Source organism: Erythrobacter fulvus, from assembly GCF_028595285.1.
GTDB classification, from domain to species: Bacteria; Pseudomonadota; Alphaproteobacteria; order Sphingomonadales; family Sphingomonadaceae; genus Erythrobacter; species Erythrobacter fulvus.
On sequence record NZ_JAQQXQ010000002.1, the window covers coordinates 1 to 16,921 of the forward strand.

General features: G+C 56.1%; 15 protein-coding genes and 2 pseudogenes. 8 read left to right on the forward strand and 9 right to left on the reverse strand.

The window, feature by feature from the left end; translation table 11 throughout:
* Together OIK40_RS02890 and OIK40_RS02895 are read left to right on the forward strand one after the other, a co-directional pair.
* On the forward strand, positions 1-248 hold a 248-nt coding region (locus tag OIK40_RS02890), incomplete at its 5' end, for an integrase core domain-containing protein (protein WP_273676067.1).
* A gap of 39 nt (positions 249-287) precedes the next feature.
* Positions 288-616 (forward strand): annotated as a pseudogene (locus OIK40_RS02895) (integrase core domain-containing protein); the annotation flags it as partial.
* Between the two features lie 104 nt (positions 617-720).
* Here the strand turns inward: OIK40_RS02895 and OIK40_RS02900 are convergent.
* The 5 genes and pseudogenes from OIK40_RS02900 to OIK40_RS02915 all read right to left on the reverse strand — a co-directional run bounded on the left by OIK40_RS02900 (position 721) and on the right by OIK40_RS02915 (position 3,976).
* Positions 721-1,068, reverse strand: a complete 348-nt coding sequence (locus tag OIK40_RS02900) for a retropepsin-like aspartic protease family protein (RefSeq protein ID WP_273676069.1) — start codon at positions 1,066-1,068, stop codon at positions 721-723.
* A gap of 324 nt (positions 1,069-1,392) precedes the next feature.
* Positions 1,393-2,274: a hypothetical protein gene (locus tag OIK40_RS02905; RefSeq protein WP_273676071.1), complete on the reverse strand. Its 882-nt coding sequence runs from the start codon at positions 2,272-2,274 to the stop codon at positions 1,393-1,395.
* A gap of 20 nt (positions 2,275-2,294) precedes the next feature.
* Positions 2,295-2,408: pseudogene (locus OIK40_RS15080) on the reverse strand (PEPxxWA-CTERM sorting domain-containing protein); the annotation flags it as partial.
* Between the two features lie 11 nt (positions 2,409-2,419).
* The gene (locus OIK40_RS02910) at positions 2,420-2,560 is read right to left on the reverse strand and encodes a hypothetical protein (RefSeq protein WP_273676073.1); all 141 of its coding nucleotides are present in this window, start codon (positions 2,558-2,560) and stop codon (positions 2,420-2,422) included.
* Positions 2,561-3,118: 558 nt separating this feature from the next.
* Positions 3,119-3,976: an EpsD family peptidyl-prolyl cis-trans isomerase gene (locus OIK40_RS02915; RefSeq protein ID WP_273676075.1), complete on the reverse strand. Its 858-nt coding sequence runs from the start codon at positions 3,974-3,976 to the stop codon at positions 3,119-3,121.
* 95 nt (positions 3,977-4,071) lie between these two features.
* Here OIK40_RS02915 and OIK40_RS02920 point away from each other — a divergent pair, with 95 nt between their 5' ends.
* Positions 4,072-4,326 carry an XrtV sorting system accessory protein gene (locus OIK40_RS02920; protein WP_273676077.1) on the forward strand — a complete coding sequence of 85 codons (255 nt, stop codon included), beginning with the start codon at positions 4,072-4,074 and terminating at the stop codon, positions 4,324-4,326.
* On the opposite strand, the gene xrtV is transcribed toward OIK40_RS02920, so the two are convergent.
* The 3 genes from xrtV to OIK40_RS02935 all read right to left on the reverse strand — a co-directional run bounded on the left by xrtV (position 4,323) and on the right by OIK40_RS02935 (position 7,416).
* Positions 4,323-5,162, reverse strand: coding sequence for an exosortase V (xrtV, locus tag OIK40_RS02925; RefSeq protein ID WP_273676078.1), 840 nt, complete (start codon positions 5,160-5,162; stop codon positions 4,323-4,325). The two genes, OIK40_RS02920 and xrtV, sit on opposite strands and share 4 nt — an antisense overlap.
* Before the next feature lie 233 nt (positions 5,163-5,395).
* Positions 5,396-6,346: a sulfotransferase family protein gene (locus OIK40_RS02930; protein ID WP_273676080.1), complete on the reverse strand. Its 951-nt coding sequence runs from the start codon at positions 6,344-6,346 to the stop codon at positions 5,396-5,398.
* On the reverse strand, positions 6,346-7,416 hold the full coding sequence (locus tag OIK40_RS02935) for a glycosyltransferase family 2 protein (RefSeq protein ID WP_273676082.1): 1,071 nt from the start codon (positions 7,414-7,416) through the stop codon (positions 6,346-6,348). Before OIK40_RS02935 ends, OIK40_RS02930 begins: the two co-directional genes overlap by 1 nt.
* Before the next feature lie 824 nt (positions 7,417-8,240).
* Here OIK40_RS02935 and OIK40_RS02940 point away from each other — a divergent pair.
* From OIK40_RS02940 to OIK40_RS02960, 5 genes are all read left to right on the forward strand, one after another.
* Complete coding sequence (locus tag OIK40_RS02940) at positions 8,241-8,906, forward strand: glycosyltransferase family 4 protein (RefSeq protein ID WP_273676083.1); 666 nt, start codon at positions 8,241-8,243, stop codon at positions 8,904-8,906.
* 75 nt (positions 8,907-8,981) lie between these two features.
* The gene (locus OIK40_RS02945) at positions 8,982-10,337 is read left to right on the forward strand and encodes an oligosaccharide flippase family protein (protein WP_273676085.1); all 1,356 of its coding nucleotides are present in this window, start codon (positions 8,982-8,984) and stop codon (positions 10,335-10,337) included.
* A 121-nt stretch (positions 10,338-10,458) separates the two neighbouring features.
* The gene (locus tag OIK40_RS02950; RefSeq protein WP_273676086.1) at positions 10,459-11,229 is read left to right on the forward strand and encodes a methyltransferase domain-containing protein; all 771 of its coding nucleotides are present in this window, start codon (positions 10,459-10,461) and stop codon (positions 11,227-11,229) included.
* On the forward strand, positions 11,226-12,146 hold the full coding sequence (locus tag OIK40_RS02955; RefSeq protein ID WP_273676088.1) for a glycosyltransferase family 2 protein: 921 nt from the start codon (positions 11,226-11,228) through the stop codon (positions 12,144-12,146). The genes OIK40_RS02950 and OIK40_RS02955 overlap by 4 nt, the downstream gene beginning before the upstream one ends.
* A 262-nt stretch (positions 12,147-12,408) precedes the next feature.
* A complete protein-coding gene (locus OIK40_RS02960; protein WP_273676091.1) occupies positions 12,409-15,282 on the forward strand; it encodes a carbohydrate binding domain-containing protein in 2,874 nt (957 codons plus the stop codon).
* On the opposite strand, the gene OIK40_RS02965 is transcribed toward OIK40_RS02960, so the two are convergent.
* Positions 15,270-16,649, reverse strand: coding sequence for an O-antigen ligase family protein (locus OIK40_RS02965; protein WP_273676093.1), 1,380 nt, complete (start codon positions 16,647-16,649; stop codon positions 15,270-15,272). The genes OIK40_RS02960 and OIK40_RS02965 overlap by 13 nt on opposite strands.
* Positions 16,650-16,921: the final 272 nt, after the last annotated feature.

Here is a 16,921-nt window from a genome sequence, read left to right on the forward strand (position 1 = left end):
ACGGCTACTGCGAGAGCTTCAACGGCTCGTTGCGCGACGAGCTCTTGAACGGAGAGATCTTCTACACTCTGGCCGAGGCTCAGATCCTGATCGAAGCCTGGCGGCGGCATTACAACACCGTAAGGCCGCACAGCTCCCTGGGCTATCGGCCTCCGGCTCCGGAAACGGCCACGCCGCCATGGCTGTCCTCCGGTTCCGCTCCGCTTCACCTCCGGACAGCCATGGCGCCGGAGACAATCTTGCACTAACAATCAACACGGACCACTCAGTGGGGGCCGGTCAGCGCCGGTCTCATCCATCATAGCGATCGCGGCAGCCAATACGTGTCGATCAAGTATACCGAGCGCCTTGCCGAGGCCGGGATCGAGCCATCGGTCGGCAGCGTTGGCGACAGCTATGACAACGCCTTGGCTGAGACGATCAACGGCCTTTACAAGGCCGAGGTCATGCATCGGCGAGGCCCATGGCGCTCATTTGAAGCGGTGGAATACGCCACGCTCGAATGAGTGGACTGGTTCAACAACCGCCCGCTGCTCGAGCCCATCGGTAACATCCCGCCTGCCGAGGCCGAAAGCGCTACTACGCCATGCTGGAGGACACGCCCATGGCTGCATAACTTGATAAAACTGGCCTCCGGCAATCCCGGGGCGGTTGAGACCGCTTAAACATGTTTCCCGTTGGCGCTGCCCGAATTTTCACCAAAGTGACGGAGACGACCTGTCATTTGGTGAGCGATAGCTGATCTCCTTCGATCCGGACGCTGCTAAACTGGGCAAGCGCGCTTTGCCCGAGCAAGGAAATGCCGACATCGCGGCGAGGGACGGCCGCTTCGACCTGCCGCAGCACCTGTCCTTCGATGACGATTGTATCGAGCACCACCCAGTCAACCGCAATTGCCCCGCCCGCCGTAACGAGATCTTGGGTCTTTTGTCGGTTCGATCGGCTTATCGACTTCTTCGCGTCAGAATGGCTGAGAATGACGTGACTTGCTCCTGTATCGACAAGAAAGCGGGCCTCGCCGGAACCGACGTTTGCAGTGACATAAAAGAGCCCGTTCGAGGCCCGCATTATCCCATTAGTTGCGGAATTCTGAGATGGCTGCGCTGTGACCGCGCGTGCTGCCATTGCTGACGCGGCGCCGTCCCCGTCGACGCGAGACGCCGTTAAAGCAATGATCGCTGTCGCAAGGCATAGGTATGAAAGAGGTGGCTGCCACATCGCCCCTCTCTAGCCGGCAAGTTCTTTCCGTATCGTCCTTAGAACACGGTTAACAGCGAAGTAGGATTGCCGCGCCCACTCCGCAGATTTAGCTTGGGCTATCGACTGTTTTTGTTGAAAATATAGTGACTTGGGGCGAACTTCGGTACACGCCATCTGAACTCATGGAGAGGCTCAGTAAGCCGGCGGGGCGGCGGCATCTTTTTGCCGCTCGAGCTTCTTGATCGTTCTTGTCTGCGACACAATCAGGAGAGTGAGGAACAGCGTGAGGAAAGCCCACTGCATCGCCTGGAGCCAGAACCTGACCTTGAGCGCATACTCGTTCTGGTAGAGGGTGTAATAGGGATCGGAAATGCCGACACCGATATAGTTGAAAAGCACACGGACTGTACCTGGCAGGCCGCCTTCGACAATGATACCGGACCAGGCGGGGCGTTGCACAATCGCCTCGCGCCCCCTCGTGCCGGTTGTTTCCAATTGGACGAAGACACGAGATAGGCCGTCGCCATCTGCAACGGGCCGATAGGGCGAAAACGCCATCCTGTCATCGCCGATAAACCAGTCCTGTCCGAAGAAAATGACCGTTCCGAGTTCGCCGCCCACGATGCGGGTCGGGCCCTCATTGATTGGAACAGCGCCGAACTCGCTTGCGGCAATGGTACGCAATTCGCCGTCCTGTCCAGGAAGAAACCAGAACGCATAAATGGCGAATCCTGCCGCAACCGAAACGCTCGCGGTAGCAAGAGCAACAATCAGGAGACGCAGCTTGCGCGCCTGCGAAATTCGCAGTTCAAGCAAAGCGGCGAGGTCAAGGTCCTCCTCGCGGCGCCTCGCAAAAAACCAGGCTATGATCCATGCAGGGATGAGGGCGAGCGTGAAGAGCACAAGGTACGTGAGGAGCGGAACATAACTGCCGAATCGTGCAATTTGAAATTCGGCGAGACGGCCGAACAAGCCCCGATATGCAAGCGCCTCCCAAAGGAAGTATAGCCCGCAGATGAGTGTCCATGCCTGAATAGCCAGCGACACAAGCCGCGCAAGTGACTGTGATCTCATCAAAGTTCCGCCCGTTCGCGTTACACGGTCGGAAGCTTGAAGCGTTCGGCCCGGCTTGCGCCCCGGTGCCGCATGGCACTGCCGATGGCAAACAGGCCGAGTATCAGCATCAGCCACGTTCCAGGCTCGGGAACCGGAGTGACAACTACCTCGCCTCCTTCGCCAGCGCCACCTTGGCCACCACCCTCGTCGTCGCCGCTATCACCGCCTTGGCCTCCGCCGGCACCGCCACCACCACCTTGGCCACCGCCATTACCACCCCCGGAAGCGGGAATGGCGGCAGCAAAGACTGGTGAGCCCTGACCTGCAAGCGGTGGTGCGAGAGATGCGAAAGAAGGACCCGAGGGCTCAATGGCCGAGAATGCCTGAATGGCAGACGCATCCGTTCCGGGGGCGCTCTGCTGTTCGCCTGGGTTCGGATTCCGAAGTCCGTCACGCGCAAGGATCTGCCTTGATGCTACGACTGGCACGTCTCTTTCGCGCAAGACCCTGCGAATTCGGTTAGTGGGTGTCCGGGATGCCGTTCCGAGCGAAACCGAATCATCGGGAGGCCCGGAATAGGATTCGGCAGGATCGCTTTCATCTGACAGTGCGAGCGCTGCCATTGCGTTAGCAGGCGAGCCGGGTGCGCCAATAATGGCGCGATCTTCAAGCCGGGTGAAACCGATCGCTGCGAGGCCGAGCATGAGCAGAATGCTCACCTTGCGATAGCCCGCACGGACAACATTTGCTTCCCTGTCGCTCACTTCTGTCCCCAGTAACTTCACCTAGCCGTGCCCCCAAGACGTTTAATTTTCAACTATCAACTTCTCGGCAGGGTGGGTGGAGCCGCATAATTTAATCCTTATCCGGTCTTATCGACCTCGCTCGGTCCGATTGGTTTCTCTGGCGCGAACCCGTCCTGATAGGAAATATCGGCCTTCGCGCGCGCCTCATTCAGTCGGGTGCGAAGCAGGTCGGTGAGGCTTTCTGCCCGCATTTGCTGCGCGGCGATCGGGGCAGCTTCCTGTTCCGTTGTGGGAACCGGTTGACGGCCGGTGATGACACTGACCGTTACGCGTCCCTGCGCGGGAATCACGAAAGGCTCACCTGCCGGGAGGGCGAGGATCTGTTTGAGAACCGGCGTGGGTACGGTGCTTGAATCGAGACTGTTGTTACCGCGACCATATTCGACGTTGAACCGCTTGAGGGTCTGCTCGACCTCCTCGAGGGTTTTGTCAGCCTCGAGAGCCTTCAGCACCTGCGGGTCGGAAGGGAAAGCAAAGACGATCTGATCCACCAGATATGCGGCGCGCTCGCTGAACTTTCCGGGATTGTCAGCAAGGTATTTCTTGACGGCTGCAGCGTCAGGGACGCGCACGGTTTCAGCCTGCTTCTGACCATACATCTGGACTAGCAGTTCCTCCCTGAGGCGACGCTCGCGGGTAAGGAACAGCGGGTCCCGGTCGAAACCGTCTTCCTTGGCGACCTGCGCCATGAGGCGGCGGTCAACGATCTGCTGCAACATCTGGCGCCGGATCGCTTCTTTGTCACCGCCGATCGTGGCCGGCAGTTCGGCAATCTCGGCGTTGAGTTCAGCCTGAGTGATCTCCTCGCCATTCACGATAGCGACGACCTGACCCGTGGGCTCGCCATTGCAGGCCTGCAGGCAAAGCAGCGCGGGGCCCAGCATGGCCAGTCTTGCAGTCCGGATGTATTTCACCTAGTCCTCCCAATCAATTCTGACGTCCAATGAGGGTTTCAGGGTGGGGTTGCAAGTGTTCGCATGACGACCCTAGCACGGGCAGGGAAGCAAATTTGGAAACTGTCTACGATTGGGTCACCGTGGCGGTGTTTGCAGGTCTGGCCGTGCTGTTTCTGCAGCGCTCGTCAGAAGATAGGCCGCGCGACAAGATCGTGCATTATCTGCCGCCGGCGCTCGGATGCGCGGTTTCCAATTACCTTGGCAACGAAGGCTACATGCTTCCTGCTGTCGGCATGACCGTAGCCACGATGGCCTACATATATTTCGTTCTGAAGCCGTTCGACCGCGCGAGCGAGGAGGGCGACTAGTCTTGGCTGCGCTGCTGGCGGGAACGGCCAAGGGTTTGCTGCGCCAGCTTGTCGATCAGGTAGATCGACACCAACGCAACCGCGAAAGTCGTCATTCCGGCGAAGTAGTGGAGGAAGCCCTGCGCCGCCGCCTCCCCCGCATAATAGGTGAGCAGCACAAGAATGATAACGCGCACAAGGTTCGAGAAGATGGCGACGGGTACGGCTGCGAGCGTGAGGCCGAGCATGTAGCGCCACTCCGCACGGTGGGTAAGATAGACATAGAACAGCGTAAGTGCGCTCAGGGTGATGAGCGAATTAAGGCCTGCGCAGGCTTGAGCGACAAGCAGCTGATATTGGCCGATCTGGATGGTGACGCCGGAACTCGCTATCGGGTATCCCGCAAGATAGAGCAGATCCACCGCCGTCTCGCTGATCCAGAGTTTGAGCGGATTGGTGATCGCAGCAATCAGGCTATCGGGCAGCGGCACCGCGAAGCCGAGGTAGAGGAGGGGGAACCACAAGCCTTTGAGTGCCGGCCAACCGATGAAGGCATAGAGCACGGCAACAAACAGACCGTAAAGCGCGTAGACCTCTAGCTCTATGACCGCCGCAGCACGAAAGACCAGAAGCGCTGCGGCCATCGCGATGATCGCTGCAGATGTCAGCGCAACCGGTGGGCGCTCCTGCAGCGGACGGATTTCATGTTGAAGATTGACCAACAGCCACAATCCTGATGCGAGCACCAGTGGGCTGTGCGATCCTTGCTCGGTTGCCCAGCTTTCCACCGCGATGTAACGCAGTGTCGGGAATGCGATGATCAGAAGTCCTAAAAGCGCGGGCCAGGCAACCGACATCCACGACCATGAGAACCTGTCCCGCCTCGCTGTTATGGCCCTGTGTTCCAAAGTCCGCTTTCGATGTTTCAGCGGTGAAGCCGCCGGAATGAGCCGTTGAACTACCGTTCGATCGACCCCCATGCAAGATAGGTTCAGGACAGCCCTGAGTGCGTTTTCGCTCACCGTAACGGTTTTTCAGCCGATCTTTTGGGATTTGCGCGGAAGCAGATCAGGTTGCCACAAGTCACTATTTAGGTGGCGGGGGATAAGGTCCACTGATCTTGAAAAGGAGCAGCCTTGGTCCAATTGAGTGGCTTTGCTCGTACTGCTTCCTTAAATGTCAGGCAGTCCAAGTCGGCTCCAAGCCATTCGCCCAGAGTCTGCAGATCCTGGTCGAACGTTGCCATCAGAGCCCTGCGTACAGGCAGCGAGAGCTCGGGCTTCTCGGTAATCTGCCACGCTTGCTTGACCCGGTTGCGGACACTGCGAGGGATCATCTTCTGGCGAACGAACTTGATGGGCGGATAGTTGACAATGCGATCTCGGAGCGGATCGACACGTAGCCTCTCGGTCGAGACGTTCTGCCGACTTTCCTCTTCGCTCCAGATCGGGACGCCCTCGTATCCCAGGAACGCGCAAACCCGCTCGAGTTCCTCCTGTGGATGCTTGGTTAGCCTCTCGAAGAAGACCGGCAACACATTGTCCGGGCCATAGGTCTCCAGAAATGGCTGAAGCTGCATGGTATAGCGTCCATAGTTCACCAGCGCCGGATATCGTTCGACTGCCTGATTGATGTCTCCCTCCATGGATGCCTCAAGCCATGCATGCATATAGTGCGAAACAAGCCGATCGATCGGATGACGCATAATGTAGATGAGTTTGGCATCCGGAACGTGCTCACGCATCCTTGCGAGCGCTTCGGGGTAGTCCGGGAGCTTTGTGTAATGTGTGCTGGACTCTCCACGCAGGTCTGAGGGGGCGGCGCCTTCGAAGAGGGCGGAGTACCATCCGAGCCCTTTCGTCCACACGTCGTCATCGCTGAAGAAGTTCGGTTCTTTGGGCTCGGACATCCAGAAGCCAAGCTGACGGCTTAGCTGGACATGTAGCGTCGACGTAGCCGACTTCATCGCTCCGATGATGATGAAGTGAGGCATGGTGTTAGCCACAGCTTGGCTTTGTGTTGAGCAGTCGAGGGTTGGCATTATTTCTGTCTCTTCATCCAGGCTGGTGGTTCATCGATCGGATCAGTAGGGAAGGGTATGAAAGCTTGCCGATCAAAGCGATCGCTTGCTAGCCAAGTTCGCAGCATATCGCGGCCTTCATTTTTTACCAGACGGCTACGCACTCCCCGCGACAAGAGCGCCCGCGGCCAAGCGATGAGAAGGTAGCCAAGAAACCATGCCATTCCTGCCAGCTTGGCGCGTGTGCCGCCCAAGGTTCTGTAGAGATAGCGCCGCTGCGACTGATACCAGAAAAAGGGGCGGGGCGACTGCGCGAGGATCTTGCGATCTCGGCTGAGCTTGGTGGCCACACCGCCGATGTGATGAACGCGAGACATTGGTTCATGTGCGATTTTCCAGCTATGAGCCCTAAAGCGTCTCATCCACTCAAATTCTTCAAAATAGAGAAAAAAACCCGTGTCGAACAAGCCTACCCTATGGAGCGCATCGACGCGAACCATGAAGCTTGCCCCTGACACTGCCTCTATATCGCGCTTATCCCCATCGGCCGCGACGAGGGGGTGCTTTGCCAATAGCATGCGTACCAACATATCAGTATGCGCCCCTCGAGCGAATTCGGTGCGAACGGTAGCCAATCGAAAACCGGCTGGTTGTAACCCCCCTTCACCGTTGATCATTTGGCTTCCGACACAGCCGACTTCTGGATCTTGGTCAAATGCTCGCCGCAAAGCCGCTATCGCGCCGGTCTCGAGAACCGTGTCGGGGTTCAGGAAATATATGAAAGCTGGCGGATTATCGGACTGCAGTGCGCGCAGCATTACCTGATTGTGGGCCCAGCCAAAGCCGCCGTTCATGCCAAGAGGTAGCACCCTGATCCAATGCGCATGTCCGCTTTCGCTAATCCACTTCGCAAGCGTCTCAACCGATCCGTCGTCTGAATGCCCATCAGCAACGATCACGCGAAAGCCAGGGGCTGCTGCCCGCTCAGTTACCAGTGACGCAAGGCAGCTAATGCAATGCTTGGCAGTCCGGAAGTTAACGATGGAAATCAGGATATCGTGGCCTCTCCGTTGATGCCCAGACTTATCCAAGTAATTCAGTCCTTTACCGTGATTTTGTGGAGCTGTGCGGACAAACGTTAAAACGGTTTAGTCAGCTGCATTGAACATGACAATTGCGCTGAGATCAAACCCAAAAATGGAGGGAGACTCGCTGAATTTTCGGAATGGTGTATCCACTCCTTGCCCGAATCTTGAAAACCGTCTCTTCATACATCGAGCGTAAAGCTTTTGTTTTGAATACACGAACGCAACGCCTGTGGGCTGCATCACATTGGCCTTGATTAGTGGTTCGAGATAAGTGCGTTATCGTCTGGCAGACTGGATGGTTGGGCCGTTCAGTTGGCAGGGGAGCCGCTCCATCAGCATGTCACGCGCAAGCCACTTTGGGGTTCGTTGCGTTCGTTGAGAAGATAGGTGCACCATATTCATGCCGAGCAGAAGATGAAGATTACTTTCCTAAGTCCTCCGCCGAATATCTCGGGCGGTCAGAGGGTCATAGCGATCTATGCAGACCAACTGGCAGCGCTTGGACATGACGTGGCTGTAGTTGCTCGCCGCCCTCCCTTGCAATCTACCCGAAGGAAAGTTCTAAATTTTGTGCGTGGCGAAAAATCCCTTGTATCTTTTCGTGAAACCCACTTCGATCGAATGAAGACGAAGCTGATTATACCTTCCCATTCGGGACCCATTACAATAGAAGATGTTCCTGACGCTGACGCTATTATTGCTACTTGGTGGGAAACGGCATTCGAAGTCGTGCGCCTTCCTGAGTCCAAAGGTCGTAAATTCTACTTCGTGCAGCATCATGAGATTCACAATCATCTTCCAAGCACATCTCTGGGGGTAGTTATTTCATGCCTCTAAAAAAGATTGCCATTTCCTCTTGGATCATAGACGTTATGTCTAATGTATATGGAGATGGTGATGTAAAACTCGTTCCAAATGCTGTCGATCATAACCTATTTTTCGCAAGTAAGCGCAGAAAGAATTACCAGCCTACCATCGGATTGATGTACTCCCTCAAGGAGTTTAAAGGCGTTGATGTTGCTCTAGAGGCAATCGATTTGGTCCGCCAATCGCAACCATTCCTCAGGCTTGTCGCATTTGGCGCAGAGCGCCCATCCAAGGGGCTGCCTTTGCCTGCCCAAACGCAATTCTTTTTTGATCCACCACAACACGAGCTTCGCAATATCTATGCGGCGTGTGATGTCTTTTTAGTTGCAAGCCGATCGGAGGGGTTTGGCCTTCCTATTCTAGAGGCGATGGCTTGTCGTACTCCAGTAGTCGCGACGCGCACAGGGTGTGCGGCAGATGTTATTGAAGAGGCGCATAGTGGCTACGTCGTTGACCCAGAAGATCCTAATGCCCTCGCTGACCGGCTAACCAAGGTCCTTACGCTGGATGCCTCATCGTGGCAAAGGATGTCGGAAGCAGCGCACAAGCGGAGCCTTGAGTTTACCTGGGAACAATCGGCTAAGCTGTTCGAGAGGGCGCTGCTGGATGGCGTTCGGAAGGCATGAGGGGGCTCGGCGACGGTGTGACGGACCGCTGCAGGAACGTGGCTACTTTAGCTATCGCAGTTAAGGCTGGTTAATATGAGTGCGGTTGCGACCAACGAAAAAGCTTCTTGGGGGCTTCGGCGCCGTGCCCTAGCGAGCATGGGTTGGACGATCGCGCAACTGGGGGGCTCGCAGGCGCTTCGCTTCGCAGGCAATCTCATCTTGGCGCGGTTGCTTTATCCCGAGGCATTCGGCGTTATGGCGGTGATTCAAACGGTCATCACCGGCATAGCGATGATGTCCGACGTCGGCATCAAGCCCTCAATTATTCGCAGCCAAAGCGAGAATGATCAAGCGTTCCTCGATACCGCCTGGACGATACAGGTTCTGCGCGGCCTTATGATCTGGGTCGTTCTGACTGCGGCCGCTGGGCAGATTGCGGACTTTTATGCTTCAGAAGAGATGGCGTCGCTTATCCCACTCGCGGCGGCGACCGCCATCTTGGCCGGATTGTACCCGACCAAGCTCTATGTGGCGCAGAAGAATCTTAGCCTAAAGCGCGTGGTTCTCATTGACCTTTTTGCCCAGATCACCGGGCTTGGCACGATGGTCCTGCTTGCCGTTGTGTTGCGGGGTCCGCTAGCACTGGTCATCGGCACATTGGTTGGGGAGGCTATCAAGCTCTCGCTTTACTATCTGGTGCTGCCAGGGCCTACCAACAGGCTCAGGTGGGATACGGAAGATGTCCAGAAATTATTATCGTTCGGCCAATGGATCACATTGGGAACTATCGCGGGCTTCGTCATTTCGCATGCAGACAAGCTGGTCATCGGGCGGTTGCTAAACCTAGAAGTGCTCGGCATCTACAACATTGCCTTCTTCCTCGCTACAGCTTCCACGTTGCTCTATCGTGCGCTTATAGACTCCGTACTGTTTCCTCTCTACTGTAAGCACCCCCCATGGCAAAGTGAAAAGAACTTCGCTGATATCTCGAAAGCTCGGCACGGTCTGTCGGCGATTGGATTTTCAGCCTGGGCGGTGCTTGCAATATTTGGAAGTCAGTTCATTCAGCTTGTTTACGATGACAGATATCATCGAGCTGGCGCGTTGCTCTTGCTCGTTTCCTACGCAACAATGCCGACGTTGCTCTGGGGCAGCTATGGCGGGTGCCTGTTGGCGGCTGGGGAATCGAGGAAGTTTTTCATTGTCGTTGCTGTTACGGCCGTAGCGCAACTTATTGCTCTTTTTTATGGGGTCTATGCTTTCGGGATTATTGGGGCCTGCCTAGCTCCGATTGCTGGGACGCTTGCGGCGGCCCCTCTCAATCTTGCTTATGCGAGACGTCTCGGGGCATGGGATATCAAGCACGATGTGTTGTTTCTGAGTGTCGGATGCGCCGTCATTGTTGCGTCATACTTCTATAACTTCAGATACCTTGAACTGGCACATTAAGGCCTTTAGGGAAGCTTGTGGACAAGGCGTTTGTGTTACAAAAATCTGCGGACTCGGCGCTGCTAATTGTCTTGCGAAGCGAGATGCGCCGCGCATTTCTAGCTATTAAGAAAGTTAAGAAATGGATGCACTGAGCTCATATGACGCTGACTTTTATGAAGAGCAGGCCGACCTGTCGATTTATTCGGCTAGTGTAATTGTACCTATAATTTATGAAATTGTTAAGCCGGAGCGTGTTGTGGATTTCGGGTGTGGGGTGGGCGGCTGGTTAGCGCAATTTAAGAGTTGTGGGGCAGTCGATATTCTCGGGCTTGAGGGTGGTCAGGTGCCCAAGTCAAAGCTGCGGATTGACCAGTCGTGCTTTCGGGCTGCAGATTTTAGGCAGCCAATCAATGTTGGGCACTTCGACCTCGCCTGTTCCCTTGAGGTGGCTGAGCATCTCCCGCCGGGCGCCTCGGAGCAGTTCGTAGCTAGCCTGTGTCGTGCCGCTCCGGTGGTGCTCTTTTCCGCAGCCGTACCCTATCAAGGTGGCGTTGATCACGTCAACGAACGCTGGTTGTCGGACTGGTGCGCCATATTTGCAAACCATAATTACGTTCCGGTTGATGTGGTGCGCCCTCGGATTTGGGGAATTACAGAAATTCCTTACTGGTACAGACAAAATTTACTTCTTTTCATGCATCGTGACAGTCTTCAAAATTTTGGGCTCCGCGAAGATTTCTTTATTACTGACATTATTCATCCCGAAATTTGGCGTCGCCGAATGGAAATGTTGGAAAAGAAAATCGCCCCACCTTCATCTATCAAGGAAGCACTATCGTATGTTCGATTTGCATTTACCGTGATAGGGCGACGTTTAAAAGATCGTATTACGGGAGTGCGAGGCGCGTGAAATCGCCATTGGTTTCCGTCGTAATGCCAGTCTACAACGCAGGTAGGTTTCTCGGCGCTGCGCTCGACAGTATTCTCGCCCAGACATTTATCGATTTTGAGTTGATTGCAGTGGATGACGGATCGACTGATGGCTCATCCGACATCCTTGCAGAGGCTGCAGGCAGAGATCCGCGTGTAGTTGTTCGCAGACAGCAGAACGGTGGGGTGACGAAGGCCCTGAATGCCGGTTTGCAGGTGGCGCGGGGTACATTCATTGCCCGCATGGACGCGGACGATATCGCGCTGCCAGACCGTTTTGAAAGGCAGGTAGCGTATCTCATGGCTCACCCGACCTGTGTCGCGGTGGGCGGTCAGGTCATTTTAATGGACCAGGATGACCGGGCACTCTGCCGCTTGCCTGTACCGTGTGACCATGCTGCCATCGATAGATTCCATATGGAGGCATGCGTTTCTGCCGTTTGCCATCCTACGGCGATTATTAGGACTTCGGCGATCCGTGACATCGGAGGCTATCGAGATACGTATACGTCTGCTGAAGATGTCGACCTTTTCCTTCGGTTGGCTGAGGTCGGTTCGCTCGTTAACCTCGAGGAGGTCGTCCTTCGCTACCGCCAGCACACGGAAAGTATTGGATACAAAAAGCGCTTCGAGCAGCGCCATTCGGGGTGGCGAGCTGCTCGCGATGCGGCCGCCAGGCGTGGGCAGATATTCACTCTGCCAGAACCTAGGCAAACAGAAGCGGAAGTGCAGTTGTCTGATATCTTCCTCAAATGGGCTTGGTGGGCGCACTCGGAGGGCAACATGACAACATTCTGGCACTACGCTAGGAGGTTTGTCTTCGCAAAGCCCTTTTCCCAACAGACGCTACGCCTTCTTTACGCAGGTATCAAAAGCAACTTTGTTGAGCCCGGCTGAAGGCCTCTGATATTTAAGCTTTTTTACGATAAATTCCGGCGCTTGGCTCGAGGTGTTTAGTTGATCAAAAGCGATTTGATGGGCTGATTGCACCAGCTCCAGACGAGTTAATATCGATGCGGCCATCCGATCCATGCGGTTCCGTGCTAGTATGCGACCGCTCGTTGGAAACGTAGCAAAAATCTAGAGGTAAAAGTGGGCCGATGCTCTCATGTAACTTGTCGACTTTACTATTATAGGTCTTTTTATTTAGGCGGCGCTAATGATTGCGTTTTTCAGAAAATCGGGGATATTTTTCAGCGCTTTTCTCAGCATTTGCGTCGCAGGCTCCGGTTGCTCTCAGTCCGCCGCCTCGGATGATGCTCACTTCGTCGTAACGAACACCATCTTGAGCGCTGATGTGCAGCCTTTCACCGCTACGATCGGGGCGATAGGCAACGGGCATCGCCTGAGCGTGGACAGCGGTTTTGAGCCTCTAGTCTTCCGGACAATGATACAAACAACGGCGCCTTCGGCGAACCGGATAATCGCGCCGGCAAATGTCATTTCGCACTACGATTCATGGCGTACTGGCGCGCTCGATGGCGCGGAGGTGGAAATACTGCGCATTGTGGACGGGGCCTTCCGGTCCGTCCGCACGGATCGTGTCGCGGTTGGTGGTCACCAGGCTTCTGGATGGCTTCCGGTGACGCAGCGCGACAAGATTATCGCGCACGCCACGCCAAGTTTTGAATTCACTTGGGAGCCCTGGAACCGGCCCGATGCTCCTTATTACTTTACCGTACGTGCTGTTGATGGAAGCGGGCATCTGTCTCCGGCGGCAAAGTTCGTTGTTGTAAATGCGCCAAAGGCGTTACCTAGGCAAAGACCTGAAGCGCAGAATTCGCTCAGAGAAATGAAGTGGTCAGACACCGGTGGCAGGCTTGAGGCGCCTACGGGATTTTCTGCAGTGCTGACCGATAAAGGTACGGTCCGGTTCGCTTGGGATGCTGTGCACGATGCCGAAGGGTATGTGATCTTTCGCTCGGATGTGCCGCCTAGCGAACATCGAGGCCACTTTCTTGAACTGGAGGGGAAAGGACCGGCCATCAAAGCGGGCGACCTCGCAATCATCCGAACTCGCTTCTTTCGTGCCGAACGGGGCAAGCGTTTGACCAATAGGGTTTGGAATGCGAATGTGGACGCGCGGCCGTTCAAGAACAAGCTTATCGGTTGGTCCGATGAGCCGGGCAATGGAAACTGGACGCTCGTTTCCCACGACACGCAAACGCCGGTGAGCGAGCCGGGCGAGACGTTTCTGCGCTTGTCGCTAGCCGAACGGGAAAAGGTCGTTCTCGGCAGCTACAATCACTCTGGACTTGAGCAGAGTTGGTATGAAGTCTTGGAACCCGGCCGCTCCTACCGGTTCGAAGTGTGGATGCGCGGACGATCCGCGCGTCCCGTGACCTTCTCGTTGGCCGGATTTTACGGCAGCAACGAAGCTCGCGTCGATCCGATCCGCTTTTCGATAACATCGGAATGGAAGAGGTACTCGGGCACATTCGAGGTCTCCAAAGTTCACCCATCGAAGCAGGTCGGTCAGATGCAGCTGCGCATCGAGGGGCCCGGTGAGGTCGACATCGACAATTTCCGTATCTACCGAGATGACGCTGACTTCCTCTCTTTTCTACCTGAGGATGTCGCTCGTCTCGAGGCATCCGGCATGGGGGCCCTGCGCACGCACGGCTTCATCAAGACCGGTTTTGCTACCTACGATCTCAACGAGATCACGAACCCCGGCGGAGTGAGCAATACGGATGGCGGCAATACGCTCGAGCAGACCCTTGCGGAGATCGCCCGGCTGAAAATGGACCCTTGGCTTCAGATCGAACCGCACCTTTCGCGAGACGAATGGCTAGGCCTTGCGGAGTATCTCGCCGGTACTTTCGATCCAGAAAAAGATGATCCCTCATCGCGGCCATGGGCTGCCAAGCGTTCGGCCCAAGGGCACCAGCCCTGGGTTGGCCGCTTCGATCGAATTCTCTTCGAAATCGGTAACGAGACATGGAATCGCCTCTTCGCCCCGTGGACTTTCCCGCCAATGACGGATGCGGCGACTGGAAAACGCTATAGTTCCGGGGCGGTCTATGGCCTCTACCAAGAATATGTCCTCTCAATCTTCCGGGACAGTCCGCACTGGCCGGAACTGGCTCCCAAGCTGACGCCGGTGATTGGAGGCTGGTCGGGCTTCGATTACGGGTTTGACGCCTCGCTTGCCTCGCCGAACACGCCGTTCATGACCCACGCAGCCTACAATGGTGGCTGGGATGAGAATGAAGGTCCCGTGCGGCCAGATGATGCAGGACTTTCCAGCGTTTTGACCCATGTTTTGCAAACCGGTCTCATTCGTGCGGAGCGCCACCGCAAGGCAGCGGTTCGGATCGGCGCTGAGCGCGGTGTCCCCCTTTTCACAGGCACCTATGAAGCGGGACCGGGCTACGCGATGAACGGCCTCAATGGAGCTAAAGTGACGCCTGAACAGGCGGCTGACCAGGAGGTCGCGATGAAGACCGTAGCCGCCGGCACCGCCACATTGGATGCCTTCCTCATGCGGGCGGCGCACGGTCAGAAACTGCAGAACTACTTCACCTACGGTAGCGGCGAGCGCTGGACCTCCCATGCGCCCTGGCAGAAGGGCGGTCAGACCTATCCGGCCTGGGATTTGCTGGCCTTTTTCAACAACGAAGCCCTCGGCGATATGCTCGAGGTTGAGACTTTGCGCGTGCCGACCATCGATCTTCCGGCTGCCCGCCGCCGCGAAGCCGTCTCGAACGGCCCATTAGTTGCTGTTTACGCCACTCGTTCAGATGACAGATTGGTCCTTTTCATCATATCTCGCCGAGTTCCGGGCTATCCGAACATGGACCATGATGGCTCGACCACCGTCACGGTGGATCTTCCCATAACCAGAGCGAAGAGCGTGACGCGCATCAGCCAAAGTGGCAATTGGACGAGCCATAACGTTGACTCTGAAGGCACTCGCCTTGTCTCAGAGAGCGTGCCGGTACCGGAAACCTTGCCCATTTTGATTGTTCCGTCCCTGCCCCCGGGCGAAATCATGATATTTGTGTTCGAAGGCACTGGTCAGGCCAAGTGAGAGTTATCCGGCTGTTCCCGATAATAGGTGGTGTCACTGGTCGTTCGAAGGGATCGTTGCAGCATCCTCGCCAAAGTCCCCGCCATGAGCCAGGTCAACGGTGTCAGCGATGAGTTTGGCAACAGATCGAGCAAGTTGACAGCCAGGATAAGCGACAAAGCGGCGCTCGCTGGGCTCAGCCGGGCACCTCTTCGCCACGCGGCAACCATGGGCAGACAAAAAAGGCTGAAGGCCGCGATGTAACCGGCCCATCCGTTGGATCCGATTATGATGATCCACGTCCCATCGGTGATACTAAGATCCCTTCCTGTGTATTCGTCGTATACGCGATTGCGACCATAGCCGCCCCAACCGAACCACGGCCGTTGGTTAGCGCGCTCAAGAAGTTGGTTTTCATTGTCGATCCGGGTCTGGAGCGAGCCGGATCGCTCCTCGTTCACCGCGGCGATTTGATCGGCAAACGCCTGAACCGGCACGACATCGACGCCGCGCAGGATCGGATACAAAAGGACCATGATTGCCACTAGGGCGCAGATAAGACGCACTCCTTTTCGCGGAATGACGATCATCGCAAACAGCGCTGCAGCGGAAAGAACTAATGCACCGAGCGATCGGCACAGGATCATGACGACCACCAGATAGGCTAGCCATGCCCAGGCAGAAACGCCGAATATCGTTGCCCGGCGCCGGGCCAGGTAGGCGGTAGCAACAATCGCCATTGCAGTGAGGATGGCAACAAGCAGTCCGTGGCCAAGAAAAACCACCGGACGGTAGCCTCCATCCCGCACCTGTTGTCCAAAACTATGGGGGAAGAAGCCATAAATCCACGTGTGTAACTGGGGGCTCAGGCGAACCTCGATCAGCATAAGAAGACTGTAACCGAGAACTGCGACAACCAGCGCGCGCAGGAAATAATCCTGGGCGCGGGTTGTTCTCAACACGCTGTAGCCAAGCACGAATGGAATGAGGTCAATGCATTTGTAAGCAGCTACCGAGAATGCATCGTAGGGCTTCAGTCCGGGAAGCATAAAACTGCCGAACATCAAGCTATCGCGGTTGGTGAGCACGGTGAACATCGGCGATATGATGTAGAGCGCCAAAAGCGCCACCAGCCACCATTCGCGAGGAGGCCGCACGACGGGCCCCTTTGCGAAGATCAGCGCGCCGACCAACGCTGAGATGCTCGGGATGGACGTCTTGTCGAGCGCCGGCACGCCGGGAAAGTCGAAAGCGGTATTGACTGGCAGCAAGAGGTAGCCGCCAAGCAGGGACCAGATGAGCGCTGGCGCTGGCCGCATCGATGCGAACAATGCCAGCGTCACAGCTGGCCAAAGCAGCAAGGCGATGTAAGCTACGGTATTAGGCATTGATCAGCGCCGTTTCCATGATTGGGCCCGTTGCCTCGCGTAATAGGCGAGCTGAGCTTTCGCTCAAGCGAACCAACAGCATTTCGAAACGGCGGGACATTCCAAGCTGGCGAGATTTCCGGTGGCACTAGGGCAAGTCATTGGCGCGCTCCGGTCTCTGATGGAAGGCGACTGTTCCAGTGAAAACAGCATTTGGGTGCAAAGGTCGGAGTGTGTCTTTCGCGTACGTTCGGGACCTTCATGCATCCCGCTTCGGGCATGATGTGAGGGCG